We start from the raw sequence: 17,483 nt of genomic DNA, 5'->3' as shown, positions 1-17,483 counted from the left end.
TTCTTTGACGAGACGCCCCCCATGACCGCCTCCCCTTACGAGACGCTCGACGACGCCGACAGCGCCGACCACGGTCCGGCACCGCTGCGCAGCGAGTACAAGTTCTCGCACGTCACCACCGGCCGCTACCTGCCCACGCCGGGCAAGGCACCGGGCTGGCCGTTCGCCGACATCGGCGGCTGGATGATCGATGCCAACGAGAGCGCGGCCGACTGGCTGGCCGAGCTGCGCGATTGGCGCCGCGAGCATCTGGTGCGCATCGGCTATGACGACGCCAACTACCGCCGGCCCGAACTGCTGTGGGCGCAGCGCAACTTCGTGCACGCGCAGATGATGGTCGAGGACCGCTACTTCTATGACGCCGAGCGCGCCGAGTACACGGTCGACCGCTATCTCGACGATCTGATCGCGCGCTTTGGCGGCATCGATTCGGTGCTGATCTGGTACGTCTATCCCAACATCGGCATCGACGACCGCAACCAGTTCGATCTCGCGCACGATCTGCCCGGCGGACTCGACGGTCTGCGCCGTGCGGTGCAGGCGTTCCAGGCCCGCGGGGTGCGGGTGTTCCTGCCGGCCAAGCCCTGGGATCACGGCACCCGCGATCCGGGCACCAGCCACTGGGAGGGCCTGGCGGAGATCGTCGCGGCGGTCGGTGCCGACGGCATCAACGGCGACACGTTCAACGGCGTGCCGCGCGCGTTCCTCGATGCCTGCGAGCGCCATGGCCGGCCGGTCGTGCTGCAGCCCGAATCGACGATCAGCTCCGAAGAGCAGCTGATCTGGAACGTGCAGAGCTGGGGCAAGAAGGCGCCCGACGGTCCGGTGCCGCCGGTGTCGAAGTGGAAGTGGCTCGAGCCGCGGCACATGGTCAATTACGAGAACCGCTGGGGCCGCGACCGCACGCACGACCTCCAGTACTGCTTCTTCAACGGCATCGGCTACAACGCCTGGGAAAACATCTGGGGCATCTGGAACCAGTTCACCCCGCGCAATGCCGAGGTCCTGCGGCGCATCGCGACGATCTACCGTGCGTTCCCCGAGCTGGTGGTGAGCCTGGACTGGGCGCCGTACCAGCCCTGCCTGCAGCGCGGCGTGTTCGCCAGCCGCTTCCCGGGTGCAGACCGCGCGCTGTGGACGCTGATCAACCGCCACGAGTATCCGATCGACGGCGAGCAGCTCGCGCTGCCGCACGTCGACGGCACCCGCTACTACGACCTGTGGCGCGGCCAGCCGATTGCGCCGCGCGTGATCGACGGCGAGGCGGTGATCGAGCTGCCGCTCGAGGGGCGCGGTTTTGGCGCGTTGCTGGCACTGGCGCCGGGGGCCGACACCGATGGTCTCGACGCGATCCTGGCCACGCTCGCCGCGCAGGCCAGGACGCCGATCGGCGCGCACTCGGCCGCCTGGCAGCCGTTGCCGCAGGCCATCGTCGAGGTGGCGCCGACCGCGCCGCAGACCGCCGCGCCCGAGGGCATGGTGACGATCCCCGGCGGCGAATTCCTGTTCCGCGTCGGCGGCGTCGAGATCGAGGGCTTCGACTGGGCGGGCCTGGACGTGCAGTACCCGTGGGAATCGTGCCCGCGTCGGCACCATCGCCGCCGGATGATGCTGGCCACGTTCCACATCGACCGCCATCCGGTAACCAATGCGCAGTTCGCGCGGTTCCTGGCCGACAGCGGCTACGCGCCGCGCGATGCGCACAACTTCCTGCGGCACTGGGTCGACGGCGCGCCGCGCCCGGGCTGGGCCCACAAGCCGGTGACCTGGGTGTCGCTGGAGGATGCGCGCGCCTACGCGCAGTGGGCAGGCAAGCGCCTGCCGCGCGAATGGGAATGGCAGTACGCAGCGCAAGGCCACGACGGCCGCCGCTATCCCTGGGGCGACACCTGGCACGACACCTGCGTGCCGCGGGTCAACCGCGGCCGTCGCCTGCTGCCGCCGGCCGATGTCGGCGCGCATCCGCAGGGCGCCTCGCCGTTCGGGGTCGAGGACCTGATCGGTCACGTCTGGCAATGGACCGACGAGTACATCGATACACATACGCGCGCGGCGATCCTGCGCGGCGGCAGCAGCTACCAGCCGCAGACCTCGCACTGGTATTTCCCGCAGGCCTACCGGCTCGATCAGCACGGCAAGTACCTGCTGATGGCGCCGGGCAAGGACCGCTCGGGGACGGTGGGCTTCCGCTGCGTGGTCGATGCGGAGCGTGGGCATGGCTGAGCCGCTGGACATCGCCGCTGGCGACGCGCAGCGCCCGACCGCGCCTGCGCAGGTACGCCTGCGCGGGCTGCTGGGCGAGGCGCTGGACGCCAATCGCCGTGGGCGCCTGTCGCACTTCGTCACCGCGCCCGACAGTCCGGCGATCGCGATCTTCGCTCCGACGCACCGCGCCGGTAACGAGGAGGGCGACTGGTACGGCGAGCACGCCGGCAAGTGGCTGGCGGCCGCAGCCAAGGCCGCCGCGCGCAGTGGCGACACCGCGCTGGAAGACAGCGTGCGCGCCGTCGCGGCGTACCTGGCCCAGGTGCAGGAAGACGACGGCTACCTGGGGACCTACGCGCCGCATCGGCGCTTCATGGTGCCGCAGCCGCCCAAGCCGGAGAGCTGGAACGGCGAGCCGGCGCTGCGCACCTGGGACGTGTGGACCCATGCCTATCTGCTGCTGGGCCTGCTCGAAGTGCACCGGCGGTTCCCGGAGGCCGGTGCGCTGGAGACCGCGCGCCGGATCGGCCTGCTGTGCTGGCGCACGTTCTGCATCGAAGGTCTGGACATCACCACGGTCGGCAACCACCACGGCATGTCGGCGACGGTGCTGCTCGATCCGGTCATGGACCTGCACGCCGCGACCGGCGATGCGCGCTTCCTCGAACTGGCCCGGCGCATCCTCGCCCAGGCCGATGCCAACCCGCGGCTGGCATTGCTTGAGCGCGCGCTGGCCGGCGCCGATCCGTCGGAGATCGCCACCGGCAAGGCCTACCAGCTGTGCTGGAACCTGGTCGGGCTGGCGAAGCTGGCGCGGGCCAGCGGCGATCCGCGCCATCGTCAGGCGCTCGATGCGCAGTGGCAGGCGATCCGCGATCACCACCTGAGCCTGGGCGGGGGCCCGTTCGGTGGCATCGGCCACCGCTCGCGCGAAGTGTTCAATCCCGCGTTCGTGTTCGACCCGCACGCGTACGTGGAGACCTGCTCGATCCTCGCTTGGCTGCAGCTCAACCGCGAACTGCTGGCGATCACCGGGCAGGCGCGGTATGCCGAGGAGATCGAACGCACCGCCTACAACGACCTGCTCGGCGCGCAGGCGCCCGACGGCGAGGGCTGGTGCTATTACTCCTACGCCAACGGCCGCCGTATCCACACCAACTACTGGCGCTGCTGCAAGTCCAGCGGCGCGATGGCGATCGAGGAACTGCCGGCGCTCGCGTACGCGACCGATGACGAGGGCATCGTCGTCAACCTGCTGGGGCCCGGCGAGGCGACGTGCACGCTGCCCGCTGCGGGCGATGTGACCGTGATCCAGGACACGCGCTATCCGTTCGACGGCGACATCGGCCTGCAACTGCGTCTGGCGCAGCCGGCGCATTTCGCGCTGCGCGTGCGCATTCCTGCCTGGGCACAGGAGGCCACGCTCACCGTCGCCGGCACGCCGTGGCCGGGGCCCGTGGTTGCTGGCGACTATGTGCGCATCGAGCGGACCTGGGCCGATGGCGACGAGGTCGCGCTGACCCTGCCACTGCGTCCGCGCATCCACCGACGCGTCTACCGCAACGTGCAGGAATCGCGTGCGCCCGACGGCTCGCCGGTGCGCCAGCAGGTGCTGCGTCAGGACTACATCGCCTTCGGCCGTGGCCCGCTGGTCTACGCGACCGGGTTGATCGACGGCTATCGCACTGCCGAGACCGTGCGCTTGCCCGACGACGATGCGCAGATCCGGATCGAGGAGCTGCCGCCTGCGGGCGACGGCGATGCGGCGGCGGTGGGCCTGCGCCTGCACCTGGACGAGCGCGCGCCGATCGATTTCGCGCCCTACTACGGCATCGGCGCGCGTCGCGACCGCATCTGGCGCACCACCTGGCTCGGCCTGGCGCCGTCGGCCGACGGTGCCGATGCTGGCGATTGCGGCGCCCTTTGAATGCAGCGACGGATGCGCAAGCAAGTTTCTGTGGCGGGAGAACATAGGCCGAGCGCATGGCTCGCGGCGTACGCGTCGCGCAGACTGCCCCGGACCTGCGCTGTCGCGTTGAATGGATATCGGACGAGATGACGGATTCCCCCTTCGCCCATGACCGCGGCGGCGCGCCCGGCCCGCTGAGCGGCATCCGCGTGCTGGACCTGAGTGCCTACATCGCCGGCCCCTACGGCTGTGCGCTGCTGGCCGACCAGGGCGCGGATGTGATCAAGGTCGAGCCGCCCGACGGCGACAACCTGCGCAACTACCCCTCCACGCTGGCCGCCGAGAGCCGTGCGTTTCTCGGCATCAACCGCAGCAAGCGCGGCGTCACTCTCAACCTCAAGGCCGAGGACGACCGCGCGGTGCTCTACCGGCTGGTGCGCGAGGCCGACGTGCTGGTGCACAACTTCCGGCCCGGTGTGCCCGAGCGGCTGGCGATCGACTTTCCGACGCTGTCGGCGATGAACCCGCGGCTGATCTATTGCGCGGTCACCGGCTACGGCGAAACTGGCCCGTTGAAGGACAAGGCCGGTTACGACCAGGTGCTGCAGACGATGACCGGCATCTGCACGCTGCAGGGCAAGCGCGGCGGCCCGCCGGAGCTGGTCTACGGCTCGGTGGTGGACTACTACGCGGCTGCGCTGCTGGCGGCCGGCGTGTCGTCAGCACTGTACGAGCGCGAACGCAGTGGGGAAGGCCAGTTTGTCGGCGTCTCGCTGCTGCGCAGTGCGCTGGCGATGCAGTCCGCGCGGATGGTCTGGGCCGAGGGCGAGGCGCTCGATATCGGCCGCGACATGCGCTCGGGCGGGGTGACCGGGCTGCATCCCACGCGTGCGGGCTGGCTCTACATCTCGGCCAACACGCCGCGGTTCTGGCAGGCGCTGTGTGCGCTGACCGGGCTCGAGGCGCTGGCCGCTGACCCGCGCTACGACACGGTGCGCAAGCGCGCCGAGCATGCCGATGAGATCCTGCCGCAGTTGCACGCGGCGCTAGCCGCGCGCGATGCGCTGGACTGGGAGACGCGCTTCGGCGATGCGGTGCCGTGCGCGGCCGCGCGCGCGGTCGAGGACATGTTCGAACATCCCCAGGTGCTGGCCGAGGGCATCGTCACCACGATCCCGCATCCGACCCTGGGCAGCTACCGCGGCGTCGCCCAGGCGATCCGCTTCGGCCGTACGCCGGGACCCGCTCCGTTCGCCGCGCCCACGCTGGGCCAGCACTCCGATGCGGTCAGGGTGGCCCTGGACGCCGACGGACGCGACAATGGCAGTTCCGCCTGAGCGGCGGTCCACGTCCCAACCCGAGGTGTCCATGTCCGCTGCCGCATCCAAGCTCGACCAACTGCGCACGATGTCCGTCGTCGTCGCCGACACCGGCGATGCCGACGCGATCGCGCGGCTCAAGCCGGTCGATTGCACGACCAACCCGACCCTGGTGCGCAAGGCGCTGGACCTGCCGATCTATGCCGAGCTGATCGAGCATGAGCTCGAGCGCGCACGCGGGCTCGATGGCGATGCCGACGCGGTGGTCCGGCAGGTCGTCGACCGGCTGACGATCGGTGTCGGCCGCAAGCTCGCCGGCCTGGTGCCGGGCCGGGTCTCGACCGAGGTCGATGCCGACCTGTCGCACGACACCGAGGCCACGCTCGCCAAGGCGCGCCAGTTCATCGACATGTACGAGGATGCCGGCGTCGGCCGCGAGCGCGTGCTGATCAAGATCGCTGCGACCTGGGAAGGCATCCGCGCCGCGCAGCAGCTGCAGCGCGAGGACATCGACTGCAACCTCACGCTGATCTTCAACCGCAGCCAGGCGATCGCCTGCGCCGAGGCGGGCGTGTTCCTGATCTCGCCGTTCGTCGGCCGCATTCTCGACTGGCACGTCGCCCGCGGCGAGGTGCCGGCGACGATCGACGACGATCCGGGCGTGCGCTTCGTGCGCGACGTCTACACCGAGTTCAAGCGTCGCGGCTCGCCGACTGTGGTCATGGGCGCTTCGTTCCGCTCGACCGCGCAGATCGAAGCGCTGGCCGGCTGCGACCGGCTGACGATCTCGCCCGACCTGCTCGAAGCGCTGGATGCCGAGCACGGCCCGCTGGTGCGCGCGCTGACGCCGGGCAAGGGCGATGGCCGGATCGACCCGCCGGTCGACGCCGCGCAGTTCGCGCGTGACCTCAAGGCCGATGCGATGGCCGACGAAAAGCTGCGCGACGGCATCGCCGCGTTTGCCAAGGATCTCGCTGCGCTGCGCCAGACGATCGCCCAGCGCCTGCAGGCCGGCTGAGATGCGCGTCCGGCACGCCGTGGGCGTGCTGGCGGCGCTGCTGGTCGTCGGGTGCGCCGGCGGCCCGCGCTCCACCGCGGCCGCACCGGTCCTCGTGCCCGAGCAGCGCCCGGGTGTCAGTGTCGGCTACCTCGATGCGCCCGGCTTCGACAGCCGGGCCCTGTTGCCCGCACCGCCCGCGCCAGAGTCGGCCGCGCGGGCCCTCGATGAGGCCATCGCCGCTCGCGCGCTGGCCCTGCGCGAAACCCCGCGTTGGCAGCAGGCGGCGATCGATGCCGACCTCGACTTCCCGCAGGCCGCTGACCTCTACGCCTGCGCGCTCGGCGTGCCGATCGATACGACCCACACCCCGCACCTGGTGCGGCTGCTGCGCCGCAGCCTCGCCGACGCCGCGATCGACAGCCGCGCCGCCAAGCTGCACTGGCAGCGCCGCCGACCATTCCTGGCCAACGGCGCGCCGGTCTGCACGCCGGACGATGTCGAACAGCTGCGCGACAGCGGCTCGTACCCGTCGGGCCACGCCGCGATCGGCTGGACCTGGGCGCTGGCGTTGACCGCCATCGCGCCCGACCGCGCCGATCCGCTGCTGCAGCGCGGGCGCAGCTTCGGCGAGAGCCGACTGGTCTGCAATGTGCACTGGTACAGCGACATCGTGCAGGGCCAAGTCGTGGGCGCGGGGACGTTCGCACGGCTGCAGGCCGAACCGGCGTACCTCGCCGATCTGGCGGCGGCGCGCGACGAAGTCGCCGCCCAGCGCGCGCGCGGCGCGCAGCCCGAGGGCTGCGACGCACAGACCGCCGCGCTGCGCCTGTCGCCGCTACCGGCCGCCGACGACCGCTGAGCCCGGCGTGCTGCGCGACAATGGCCGCGCAATGACCACGACGCCTGTCCCCGACCCCGATCCGCGGCCCGAGCCGCCCGAAGCACCGCTGCCGAGCGACTGCTGCGACAGCGGCTGCCCGATCTGCGTCTACGACCTGCATGCCGACGCGATGGCCGACTACCGTGCCCGGCTGTCCGCATGGCGCGCGCGGCATCCTGGTGCAGATTGAGTTGAAGCGTCTGCGCGGCGGGGGCGCCGGATCCTCACCTGCCATGCCTACAATTTCGACGTGTCTTGCAGTTGCAGGACAGCCCCTGGCAGATGGGAGCATCGGGCATGTTGAGCGGAACCATCGATCGAGCGCTTCGCTACTTTCTGTGCATTGCGGAGCTCGGCTCGCTGTCCAAGGCGTCCGAAGTGCTGGGCCAGACCCAGTCGGGGCTGAGCAAGCAGCTCGCCGCGCTCGAGGCGAAGGTGGGCGTCGCGCTGTTCGTGCGCACAGGGCGGGGCGTCGAGCTGACCGAGGTGGGCGCGCGCCTGTACAGCGCGCTCAAGTCGCCGTTCCGCGCGATCGATCAGGCGTTGGAGACCGTATCGCAGCAAGTGGCCACGCACGGCACGGTGCGCCTGGCGACCGTGCACACGCTCAGCTACTACTACGCGGCTGATGTGGTGGCCAAGTTCGTCAGCAGCCGGCCGCACGCGAACCTGTCCTTGCTGGGACGCAGTTCGCCGGAAGTGGTGGAGCTGGTCAACTCGGGCAAGGCCGACCTGGGCTTCGTCTACGACGTGGCAGTGGACGTGGGCACGCTGCGTTCGCAGCCGCTGTTCGAAGACCGGATGAGCCTGATCGTGCGCCAGTCCAATCCCTTGGCCGACAGTGCGGCCGCATCGCCGGACGACCTCAAGCTGATCGGCTTTCCCCCGCACTACGCGCTCCGTCGGATGCTGCACAGCGCAGGGCTGAATGCGAGTTACGTGGCCGAGGCCGAGACCATCGACGCCATGCTCAAGCTGGTCTCGTCGGGCATCGGCAATTGCGTGCTGCCCTCGCGCATCCCCGGCAAGCTGCTCGAGGACTACGAGCTGCGTAGCGTCCCGATCACCGATCCACCATTGTCCCGGTGGGTGGTGGTCATCACGCCGGCGGACAAGCCGATGTCCGGTCTCACCAACGAGTTCCTGCGCTGCAGCCTGGAGGTCGCGAAAGGTCTTGAGACCTGAGGTTCTGGAATATCTCGTATGAGTGCCAATTCATAGCGGTCATTGATTTGAGTCAATGACAATGCGGTCACTGGGTCTGAGCACACGCCAGGCATTGCATGCTGAGGAGCACCGCATGAATACCCCGCTACGAGAAAAGTCCTACTTCGACCAGCGCGCGACGCAGGACATGGCCAAGCATCTGCACGATGCCAAGCGCAGCCGTGCAGAGACGATGGCCTACGCATGCCGCATCCTGGCGATGACCGAGCAGGAGGCCGGCCTTGCTGGTCAGATCAGCGTGCGCTCCGATCGCCCAGGCGCTTACTGGACACTGCGGTTCGGTCTGGGCTTCGACGAGGCCAAGCCCGAGGACTTCATCGAAGTCGATCGCGACCTCAACACGCTGACCGGCGAAGGCATGGCCAATCCGGCCACGCGCTTCCACCTGTGGGTCTACGACGCGCGTCCCGACGTCAATGCCATCATCCATACGCATTCGCCCTGGGCATCGGCGTTGGCTGCTGCGCGCCAGCCGTTGGTGATTGCGCAGATGGACATGACGCCGCTGCACGACGACTGTGCCTTTCTGGGCGAATGGCCAGGTGTGCCGATTGCAGATCAGGAAGGCGTGATCATCTCCGAAGCGCTGGGCAACAAGCGCGCGATCATCTTGGCGCATCACGGCTACCTGACGGCCGGCGCCACGTGCGAGGAAGCGACCTACCTGTCGGTCTACCTCGAACGCGCCGCCAGGCTGCAGGTCCGTGCACAGGCCTTCGGCCCGCTGACCCCGGTCGACGACACGCTGGCCAAGGAAGCGCACGACTATCTGCTCAAGAAGTCGATCGTCAACGCCACCTTCGATTACTGGTCCCGCCAAACCCACGGCGTCCCGCCGCTCGCAACGCGCTGAAATTCCGGCTTCCCCCACCTTTATCAGGAAGTCCACATGAGCAAGACAGACCACAAGGCGCCGCGTCCGCGGCGCCAGTACGTCACCGCGGGCATCGCCAGCATGATGGGGACCACGATCGAGTGGTACGACTTTTTCCTCTACGGCACCGCCGCGGCACTGATCTTCAACAAGATCTTCTTCCCCGAGTTCGATCCGCTCGCCGGCACGCTTGCCGCGTTCGCGACCTACTCGGTCGGCTTCTTCGCCCGCCCACTGGGCGGCGTGATCTTCGGCCACTACGGCGACAAGATCGGCCGCAAGTCCATGTTGCTGATCACGCTGTTCCTGATGGGCGTGCCGACCATCCTGATCGGCCTGATTCCTTCCTATGAATCGATCGGGTACTGGGCTGCGGTGTTGCTGGTGACCATGCGCTTTTTGCAGGGCATTGCGGTCGGCGGCGAATGGGGCGGCGCGGTGTTGATGGCGGTCGAGCACGCCCCGGAGGGCAAGAAGGGCTTCTTTGGCAGCTTGCCGCAGGCCGGTGTCGCCCCTGGCCTGATTCTGTCCTCGCTCGCGATGGGCGCAGTCGCCGCGCTTCCCGAAGACCAGATGCTCAGCTGGGGCTGGCGCATCCCATTCCTGGCCAGTGTCGTGCTTCTGCTGGTGGGGTGGTTCATTCGGGTCAAGGTCGCCGAGTCGCCGGACTTCGAACACATGAAGAGCAAGGGCGACAAGGTCGAAATGCCGGCCAAGGTCGTGCTCAAAAAGTACCCCCGGGAAGTGATGACCGTGGTGGGCGCGCGTCTGGCCGAAGTGACCTGGTTCTACACCGTCGTGACGTTTGCCCTCGCTTACGCCACCGGAACGCTGGGGGTCCCGCGCGCGGTGATGCTCGATGCCACGGTGTGGGGCGCCCTGGTGGCGCTGTTCACCATGCCCCTGTGCGGCATGCTCGGCGACCGCGTGGGCTTCAAGCGGATGTTCATGGTCGGGGCGGTGGGCATCCTGGCGTTCTCGGCGATGTTCTTCGCGCTGCTCGGCACGCTGGATCCCGGCTCGATCACGCTGGCGGTGTGCATCGCGATTGGCGTGATCTACGCGGCGCTGTACGGGCCCGAGGGGAGCCTGTTTTCCGCCCAGTTCCCGCCCGAGGTTCGATACAGCGGTATCTCGATCGCCGTCCAGGTGTCGGGTGCCATCGGCGGCGGCCTCGCGCCGATCGTCGCCACCGCCCTGCTTGCGTACGGCGATGGCGATCCGAAATTCATTGTCTGGTACCTCAGCGCCCTGGGCGTCGTGGCGATCGTCAGCACGTACTTCATGCATGGTCCGAACAAGTTCGCCGCGCCCGAGGTGGCGCCGGTCGGAGCACGCGGATGAGCCGGGGCACGATCGACTACTACCTCTGGTTGAACTCGGATTGGGCCTACCTCGGCGCAGATCGGCTCGAGGCCATCGCCACACGCCTGGACGTGCGGATCGCCTACAAGCCGGTCGATCTGCCGGACGTGTACGCGCGCACGGGCGGGGTGCTCTTGCCCCAGCGGTCGCCCGAACGCCAGGCCTATCGCGTCACCGAACTCAAGCGCTGGTGCGCAAGGCTCGGGATCGACGTCAATCCGACGCCCAGGTACATGTGCCCCAATGCCGATCAGGCCTCGCGGCTGGTGATCGCGGCCGATGAAATGGGCTTGGATGTGGCGTCGCTGTACAAGGCGATCCTGCGGGCGCAATGGGTCGAGGAGCGCGATGTGTCCTGCGAGCAGACCTTGCAGGAGATCCTGGAAGCGCAACGGATCGATCTCACTGCCGTCTGGGCGCGTTCCCGGTCCGCGGACGTCGAGGCGACCTATCGACGCTTCACTGACGAGGCGGTTGCCGCTGGCGTCTTCGGCTCGCCTTCCTATGTGTACCGGGGCGAGGTGTTCTGGGGTCAGGATCGGCTCGACATGCTCGAAGAGACGATCCGCAGCTGCATGTAACGCCAATGCTCGCCTGCGTGTTTGAGGCGAGCGTGGGTCACGGTACGCCCGCCACATACCCCGCGTGTCCTCTGGCGCCACGGCGCTGGATCGGACGCCTGTTGCCCGCGCCACCATGGCGCGCGCGTTGCCCTGGGAGGGGCGCCATCATGAAGAAGACAGCATTGGGCCTGCGCCCGTTGGTGCTTGCGCTGGCGGTCGCCGCCTGCGTGCCGGCCGCCGCACAGGAGCTCGATGTGGCTGCGATCCATCTGCGGCTGACGCAGATGGAAGACGAGATGCAGGCATTGCGCGCACTGCTGGCCGAGCATGCCCAGGCGACTGGCACTGCGGCAGGTGCGTCCCCGCACGCCACTGCGGCGTCACCTGCAGCGCTGGCGCCGGCGACCGTCTCGACGTCGGGCGCGTCGCGGTCCGCAGTCGTGCCTGCCGCGACGCCAACAGGGGCAGGCAGCGGCCGTCCGGCCGGGACGACCTTCGAGTTCGGCGGCTTCATCAAGTTCGACGCGATGACCACCACGACCAGTGACGGCAAGATCGCCGACGGGACTCCGGGTCGTCTGTTCTACTTCCCTGGTGCAACGCCGGTCGCCGAGTCGGGCCAGGCGCGGCGCAGCACCTACAGCGACTTGCACGCGCAGTTCTCGCGTTTTTCGTTCGCGACCGACACCACCACCGACAACGGCAACACCATCAAGGCCTACATCGAGGCCGACATGTACGGCGGTGGCAGCAATGCATTCGCTGGCAATGAGACCATCACCAACACCTACGCGCTGACCCTGCGCCATGCGTATGTGCGTTACGGGCACTGGCTGGCGGGCCAGACCTGGTCGAACTTCCAGGACACCGCCGCGTTGCCCGACATGGTCGACTTCACCGGACCGTCCGAGGGCACAGTGTTCAACCGCCAGGCCCAGCTGCGCTACACGCAAGGGCCGTGGTCGTTCTCGGTCGAGAATCCCCAGACGACGGTGACGCCCTACCTGTCGCGGTCGGCCCGCTTCAACAGCGGCGACAACCGCTTGCCCGACATCACGGCCCGTTGGCTGACCCAAGGCGATTGGGGGCATTTCACGGTGGCCGGCCTGGCCCGACAGTTCCGCTACGGCGCCGACACGGCCGCCGGTGGCGCACTCAGCGTGTCGGGTCGCCTCAGCCTCGGCCAGAACGACGACATTCGCTACATGCTCAGCGGCGGAAGCGGCATCGGCCGCTATCTGGGCTTTGCGCTCGCCAGCGATACCGTGCTCGATGCGGATGGCGATATGCACGCGCTGCGTGGTTACGGCGGCTTCGTGGCATGGCGCCATGCGTTCACACCCAAGCTGCGAGGCAATCTCGCCTACTCGGTCGCGGCCTTCGACAACGATGCAATGCGAACCGGCGGCCTGGTGACGCGGACCTCGCAGTCGTTCCGGATCAACATGATCTATTCGCCCGCGCCCAGGTTCGATGTCGGCGGCGAGATCAGTTGGGCGCAGCGCCGTCTGGAGAACGGGCTCGAGGGCGACTTGCAGCGCATCCACACGCATGTGAAGTACAGCTTCTAGTCGTCCCGGGCGTCGCGTGATGCGGCGTCGAAGCGCGCGGCATGCCGCGCCAGGAATGCCTCGGCTTCGGCGCGCAGCCAACTGCCCACGGCGACCACCGCAGGCGTCTGTGCGGCGTCGGGTGCGGCCAGCAGCCGGAAGTCGTGGCCGTCGAGTGCCGGGCCGAACGGGATCTGCAGCACGCCGTCTTCCAGCGCGTCGGCGACCAGGGCGACGCTCGCCAGGGCGATGCCCTGGCCGGCGATCGCGGCCTGGATCGCATGCGCTTCGTCCGAGAATCCGAGCTCGCCGCCGTGCGTATCCGGCAGGCCGGCGGCCCGGCACCAGCGCGGCCAGTCGGGGGTGTGGGCGTCCTGCAGCCGCCAGGCGTAGCGCAGCCGCGGCACGGTCGCCAGCGCGTCCATGCCGGCCAGCGCCAGGCCGGGGGCGCAGACCGGAATGAACCGTCCGGGCAGCAGCGGCCAGGCCTCGACCTGTGAACCCGGTGCGGGGCCGTAGCGGATCGCCAGGTCCGCGCCGCCGGCGGCCAACCGGACCGGGTCGTCGGCCGCGTGCAGGTGCAGGTCGACCTCGGGCGCCGCGGCGGCGAGCGCGGGCAGGCGCGGCAGCAGCCAGCGCGCGGCGAAGCCTCGGGTCGTGCTCAGCGTCACGGCGGGCCGGCGCGTCTGCCGTTGCAGGTCGGCGATGGCGGCGGCGATGCCGTCGAAGCCGCCACGCACGCTCGGGTACAGGCGTTGCCCGGCTTCGGTCAGCCGCACCTGACGCACCTGTCGTGTGAACAGCCGCAGGCCCAGCCACTCTTCGAGCTGGCGGATGCGGTGACTGACGGCGGTCGGCGTCAGCGACAACTCCTCGGCCGCGGCCTTGAAGCTCTGTCGCCGCGCGGCGGCCTCGAACGCGCGCAGCGCGCTCAGCGGGGGCAGGCGGGCGGGAGGCGCGTGCATGAAAGCAGTTCATCCATCAGACGAGAAAACATCGTTTGTCGGGGTTCTGGCTGGCGCCAATCATGCCAGGGCGCTTCGGTGCGCATTCTCTCCCAGGTTCGACAGGTGAATCATGCTCAGCTTGCTGCATCTCGACGGCAGTGCCCGCCCCGGTTGTTCGGGCGAGGTCCCGCACGGCTCCCACACCCGCCGCCTCGGCGCCCGCTTCGTCGCGCGCTGGCGGCAACGCCGCCCTGGCGATCGCATCGTCTATCGCGATCTGGGCCTGACGCCGCCGGCGCATGTCGACGGCCGTTGGATCCATGCCGCGTTCACGCCGCCGGCGCAGCGGGTGCCGTGGATGATCGAGCGGCTGGCGCAGAGCGATGCGCTGATCGACGAACTGCTTGGCAGCCCGCTCGTGGTGATGGGGGTGCCGATGTACAACTTCGGCATGCCGGCGCCGGTCAAGGCCTGGATCGACAACGTCGTGCGCGTGGGTCGCACCTTCGGTTTCGATCGCGCGCGCACCGGCGCGCCGTACTGGCCGATGCTCGCCGATCAGGGCCGCCGCGCCGTGCTGCTGGGCGCGCGCGGCGATCACGACTACGACCCCGGCGGTCGCAACGCCGGCGACAACCTGGTCGAGCAGGGTGTCATGACGCCGCTGCGCTACATGGGCATCACCGCGTTCGACCGGGTCGCGGTGGAGTACGACGAGTTCGCCGATGCCCGGCTGGCGGCGTCGATCGCGCGCGCCGAGGCCGCGGTCGATGCGCTGGTCGATCGCCTGGCCGATGAGGCCGACGCGCGTGAGGCGGCTGTGGTGGCGCCTGCTTGACCGCTCGTGCGGCCGGGGCTACGGTGTCGCCGCCAAGGTTTATCTCTTCATGCGAATGAAGCGATGATTAAAAGGGAAGCCGGTGCGCCGCGATGCGGCAATTCCGGCGCTGCCCCGCAGCGGTAACTGGAAACGACCTCCGTCAACGCACTGGCGCCCGTTCGGGCCGGGAAGCGACGGACAGTAGGCCCGCCACCTCGCAGGTGGCCCGTCCATGAGCCCGAAGACCTGCCTTGGCCGTCCGCGTCGACAGGCGCGGACGTACGACCTGGGGCCTCCGCGGGGAGGTGCACGGGCATCGCGCCGCGCCCGTCGCGGCCGGTCCCGCACGTCCGCACGCAGGCCCCGGTTCGCCCGAGGGGGCGAAGGTCGGCCGTGTGGCAGGCGGGCGCGCGCAGGCGCGGTGCACACCATGCGGACCCTTCGTTCCTCAATCCCACGCATTGAGGACGCATCCACCATGACCGGCATCACCAATCTCGGATTTCCCCGCATCGGCCGCAAACGCGAGCTCAAGCGCGCCGTCGAACGTCATTGGCGCGGCGAGGCCGACGCCGCGCAGCTGCAGGCAGTGGCGCGCGAACTGCGCCTGCGCCATTGGCGCCTGCAGCGCGAGGCCGGTGTCGCCACGCCGCCGAGCAACGACTTTTCGCTCTACGACCAGGTGCTCGACGCCGCCTTCGGCGTCGACGCGATCCCCGAGCGCTACCGCGCGCTGGCCGACGCCGACCCGCTGGCCGGCTACTTCGCACTGGCGCGCGGTCACCAGCAGGATGGCATCGACCTGCATGCGCTGGAGATGACCAAGTGGTTCGACACCAACTACCACTACCTGGTCCCCGAACTGCAGGCCGGCCAGCGCTTCGCGCTGCGCGACGACAAGCCGGTGCGCGAGTATCTGGAAGCCAAGGCCGAAGGCATCGAGACCCGGCCGGTGCTGCTCGGCCCGGTCACCCTGCTGTGGCTGTCGAAGACTGTCGACGGCAGCGATCGTTTCGCGCTGCTCGATGCGCTGCTGCCGGTGTACGCCGAGTTGCTGGCGCGGCTGCAGGCCGCCGGCGCGGCCTGGGTGCAGATCGACGAGCCGGCGCTGGTGCTCGACCTCGATCCGGCGGTGCGTGCGGCCTACGGCCGTGCCTACGCGGCGCTTGCCGAGGGCGCGCGGCCGAAGCTGCTGCTGACGACCTACTTCGGCCCGCTCGACGACAACCTGGCGCTGGCCGCGTCCTTGCCGGTCGACGGCCTGCACGTCGATCTGGTGCGCGGGCGCGAACAGCTCGACGCGGTACTCGGTGCGTTACCGGCCGGACGCGTGCTGTCGCTGGGGCTGGTCGACGGCCGCAACCTCTGGCGCACGCGGCTGGACGATGCGCTGGTGCTGGCGCGCTATGCGATCAGTGCGCGCGGCGACGATCCGGTGTGGCTGGCGCCGTCGTGTTCGTTGCTGCACGTGCCGGTGGACCTGACGGACGAGACCGCGCTGGATGACGAGCTGCGCAGCTGGCTGGCCTTCGCCCGGCAGAAGCTCGACGAACTGCGCCTGCTGGCCGATGCCCTGGCCGACCCCGACGCCGCCGAGCCGGCGCTGGCCAAGGCGCGCGACGCGATCGCCGCGCGGCGTGCCTCACCGCGCGTGCACCGGCCCGATGTCGCGGCGCGGGTGGCCACGCTCGAAGCGTCGGCCTCGCGCCGCAGCGCGCCCTATGCCGCGCGCCGGGCCGCCCAGGACGCGTTGCGCCCGCTGCCGCCGTGGCCCACGACCACGATCGGTTCGTTCCCGCAGACGCTCGAGGTGCGGCAGGCGCGTGCGGCGCACAAGTCCGGCAAGCTGAGCCAGGCCGACTACGATGCGTTCATCGCCGAGCAGATCGCGCACTGCGTGCGCGTGCAGGAAGAGCTCGACCTGGATGTGCTGGTCCACGGCGAGTTCGAGCGCAACGACATGGTCGAGTACTTCGGCGAACAGCTCGACGGTTTCGCGTTCACCAAGAATGGCTGGGTGCAGAGCTACGGCTCGCGCTGCGTGAAGCCGCCGGTGATCTACGGCGATGTCGCGCGTCCGGCGCCGATGACTGTGCGCTGGTCGCGCTACGCGCAGTCGCTGACCTCGCGCCCGATGAAGGGCATGCTGACCGGCCCGGTGACGGTGCTGCAGTGGTCGTTCGTGCGCGACGATCAGTCGCGTGCCGACACCTGCCGGCAGATCGCGCTGGCCTTGCGCGACGAGGTGACCGACCTGGAGGCGGCCGGCATCGGCGTGATCCAGATCGACGAACCGGCGCTGCGCGAGGGGCTGCCGTTGCGACGCGCCGACTGGGCGGCGTATCTGGACTGGGCGGTCGAGAGCTTCCGCATCAGTGCCTCGGGCGTGGCCGACACCACCCAGATCCATACCCACATGTGCTACTCGGAGTTCAACGACATCATCGAAGCGGTCGCGGCGATGGATGCCGACGTGATCTCGATCGAGACCTCGCGCTCGCGCATGGAACTGCTCGATGCCTTCGTCCGGTTCCGCTATCCCAACGGCATCGGCCCAGGCGTCTACGACATCCATTCCCCGCGTGTGCCCGGTGTCGAGGAGATGACCGCATTGCTGCGCCGGGCGGCCGCGTCGATCCCGGTCGCCCAGTTGTGGGTCAATCCCGATTGCGGGCTCAAGACCCGCGGTTGGCCGGAAACGCGCGCAGCGCTGGCGGCGCTGGTGGCAGCCGCGCGCGCCTTGCGTGCGCAGGCGCAGCGCAGTCCGGCCGAGCCGGTTGCGGCCGTACCCGCTTAGCGCGCGGATCGAGGTCGGGTGCCGCGC

At 69.4% G+C, this 17,483-nt stretch carries 14 protein-coding genes and 1 riboswitch; of the genes, 13 read left to right on the top strand and 1 reads right to left on the bottom strand.

Annotated elements, in window-relative coordinates; translation table 11 throughout:
• Positions 1–21: 21 nt before the first annotated feature.
• The 11 genes from FHW73_RS01405 to FHW73_RS01355 all read left to right on the top strand — a co-directional run bounded on the left by FHW73_RS01405 (position 22) and on the right by FHW73_RS01355 (position 12,913).
• On the top strand, positions 22–2,223 hold the full coding sequence (locus tag FHW73_RS01405; protein ID WP_183424920.1) for a formylglycine-generating enzyme family protein: 2,202 nt from the start codon (positions 22–24) through the stop codon (positions 2,221–2,223).
• Positions 2,216–4,132, top strand: a complete 1,917-nt coding sequence (locus FHW73_RS01400; protein ID WP_183424919.1) for a beta-L-arabinofuranosidase domain-containing protein — start codon at positions 2,216–2,218, stop codon at positions 4,130–4,132. Before FHW73_RS01405 ends, FHW73_RS01400 begins: the two co-directional genes overlap by 8 nt.
• 128 nt (positions 4,133–4,260) lie before the next feature.
• Positions 4,261–5,451 carry a CoA transferase gene (locus FHW73_RS01395; protein ID WP_183424918.1) on the top strand — a complete coding sequence of 397 codons (1,191 nt, stop codon included), beginning with the start codon at positions 4,261–4,263 and terminating at the stop codon, positions 5,449–5,451.
• 31 nt (positions 5,452–5,482) lie between these two features.
• Complete coding sequence (locus FHW73_RS01390) at positions 5,483–6,451, top strand: transaldolase (protein ID WP_183424917.1); 969 nt, start codon at positions 5,483–5,485, stop codon at positions 6,449–6,451.
• 1 nt (position 6,452) lies between these two features.
• Positions 6,453–7,292: a phosphatase PAP2 family protein gene (locus FHW73_RS01385; RefSeq protein WP_183424916.1), complete on the top strand. Its 840-nt coding sequence runs from the start codon at positions 6,453–6,455 to the stop codon at positions 7,290–7,292.
• Between the two features lie 31 nt (positions 7,293–7,323).
• Complete coding sequence (locus FHW73_RS01380) at positions 7,324–7,503, top strand: oxidoreductase-like domain-containing protein (RefSeq protein WP_183424915.1); 180 nt, start codon at positions 7,324–7,326, stop codon at positions 7,501–7,503.
• Between the two features lie 107 nt (positions 7,504–7,610).
• Positions 7,611–8,498 (top strand): LysR family transcriptional regulator, encoded by an 888-nt coding sequence (locus FHW73_RS01375; RefSeq protein ID WP_183424914.1) that lies wholly within the window; start codon positions 7,611–7,613, stop codon positions 8,496–8,498.
• A gap of 115 nt (positions 8,499–8,613) precedes the next feature.
• Positions 8,614–9,393: an aldolase gene (locus FHW73_RS01370; protein WP_183424913.1), complete on the top strand. Its 780-nt coding sequence runs from the start codon at positions 8,614–8,616 to the stop codon at positions 9,391–9,393.
• Positions 9,394–9,498: 105 nt separating this feature from the next.
• Positions 9,499–10,758 carry an MFS transporter gene (locus FHW73_RS01365; protein WP_221187387.1) on the top strand — a complete coding sequence of 420 codons (1,260 nt, stop codon included), beginning with the start codon at positions 9,499–9,501 and terminating at the stop codon, positions 10,756–10,758.
• Positions 10,755–11,360 carry a 2-hydroxychromene-2-carboxylate isomerase gene (locus tag FHW73_RS01360; RefSeq protein WP_183424911.1) on the top strand — a complete coding sequence of 202 codons (606 nt, stop codon included), beginning with the start codon at positions 10,755–10,757 and terminating at the stop codon, positions 11,358–11,360. Before FHW73_RS01365 ends, FHW73_RS01360 begins: the two co-directional genes overlap by 4 nt.
• Before the next feature lie 149 nt (positions 11,361–11,509).
• Positions 11,510–12,913: a DcaP family trimeric outer membrane transporter gene (locus FHW73_RS01355; protein ID WP_183424910.1), complete on the top strand. Its 1,404-nt coding sequence runs from the start codon at positions 11,510–11,512 to the stop codon at positions 12,911–12,913.
• Here FHW73_RS01355 and FHW73_RS01350 read toward each other — a convergent pair.
• Positions 12,910–13,857, bottom strand: coding sequence for a LysR substrate-binding domain-containing protein (locus tag FHW73_RS01350; protein WP_183424909.1), 948 nt, complete (start codon positions 13,855–13,857; stop codon positions 12,910–12,912). The two genes, FHW73_RS01355 and FHW73_RS01350, sit on opposite strands and share 4 nt — an antisense overlap.
• 112 nt (positions 13,858–13,969) lie before the next feature.
• On the opposite strand from FHW73_RS01350, the gene FHW73_RS01345 reads away from it, so the two are divergent.
• Entirely contained in the window at positions 13,970–14,677 is a 708-nt protein-coding gene (locus FHW73_RS01345; RefSeq protein WP_183424908.1) for an NAD(P)H-dependent oxidoreductase, read from the top strand.
• Between the two features lie 18 nt (positions 14,678–14,695).
• Positions 14,696–14,928, top strand: a riboswitch (cobalamin riboswitch).
• Between the two features lie 209 nt (positions 14,929–15,137).
• A complete protein-coding gene (gene metE / locus FHW73_RS01340; RefSeq protein WP_183424907.1) occupies positions 15,138–17,456 on the top strand; it encodes a 5-methyltetrahydropteroyltriglutamate--homocysteine S-methyltransferase in 2,319 nt (772 codons plus the stop codon).
• The last annotated feature ends 27 nt before the right edge of the window (positions 17,457–17,483 follow it).

This window comes from Luteimonas sp. RC10 (assembly GCF_014192745.1).
In the GTDB taxonomy this organism is placed as follows: Bacteria; Pseudomonadota; Gammaproteobacteria; order Xanthomonadales; family Xanthomonadaceae; genus Luteimonas.
The sequence above is the reverse complement of the archived record's forward strand: the minus strand, read 5'-3'. Positions and strand labels throughout refer to the sequence as shown.

Bases quoted from the DNA above. Each gene is read 5' to 3' on its own strand.
- FHW73_RS01405 (WP_183424920.1), top strand. From the start codon at position 22: ATGACCGCCTCCCCTTACGAGACGCTCGACGACGCCGACAGCGCCGAC.
- FHW73_RS01400 (WP_183424919.1), top strand. From the start codon at position 2,216: ATGGCTGAGCCGCTGGACATCGCCGCTGGCGACGCGCAGCGCCCGACC.
- FHW73_RS01395 (WP_183424918.1), top strand. From the start codon at position 4,261: ATGACGGATTCCCCCTTCGCCCATGACCGCGGCGGCGCGCCCGGCCCG.
- FHW73_RS01390 (WP_183424917.1), top strand. From the start codon at position 5,483: ATGTCCGCTGCCGCATCCAAGCTCGACCAACTGCGCACGATGTCCGTC.
- FHW73_RS01385 (WP_183424916.1), top strand. From the start codon at position 6,453: ATGCGCGTCCGGCACGCCGTGGGCGTGCTGGCGGCGCTGCTGGTCGTC.
- FHW73_RS01380 (WP_183424915.1), top strand. From the start codon at position 7,324: ATGACCACGACGCCTGTCCCCGACCCCGATCCGCGGCCCGAGCCGCCC.
- FHW73_RS01375 (WP_183424914.1), top strand. From the start codon at position 7,611: ATGTTGAGCGGAACCATCGATCGAGCGCTTCGCTACTTTCTGTGCATT.
- FHW73_RS01370 (WP_183424913.1), top strand. From the start codon at position 8,614: ATGAATACCCCGCTACGAGAAAAGTCCTACTTCGACCAGCGCGCGACG.
- FHW73_RS01365 (WP_221187387.1), top strand. From the start codon at position 9,499: ATGGGGACCACGATCGAGTGGTACGACTTTTTCCTCTACGGCACCGCC.
- FHW73_RS01360 (WP_183424911.1), top strand. From the start codon at position 10,755: ATGAGCCGGGGCACGATCGACTACTACCTCTGGTTGAACTCGGATTGG.
- FHW73_RS01355 (WP_183424910.1), top strand. From the start codon at position 11,510: ATGAAGAAGACAGCATTGGGCCTGCGCCCGTTGGTGCTTGCGCTGGCG.
- FHW73_RS01350 (WP_183424909.1), bottom strand. From the start codon at position 13,857: ATGCACGCGCCTCCCGCCCGCCTGCCCCCGCTGAGCGCGCTGCGCGCG.
- FHW73_RS01345 (WP_183424908.1), top strand. From the start codon at position 13,970: ATGCTCAGCTTGCTGCATCTCGACGGCAGTGCCCGCCCCGGTTGTTCG.
- metE (WP_183424907.1), top strand. From the start codon at position 15,138: ATGACCGGCATCACCAATCTCGGATTTCCCCGCATCGGCCGCAAACGC.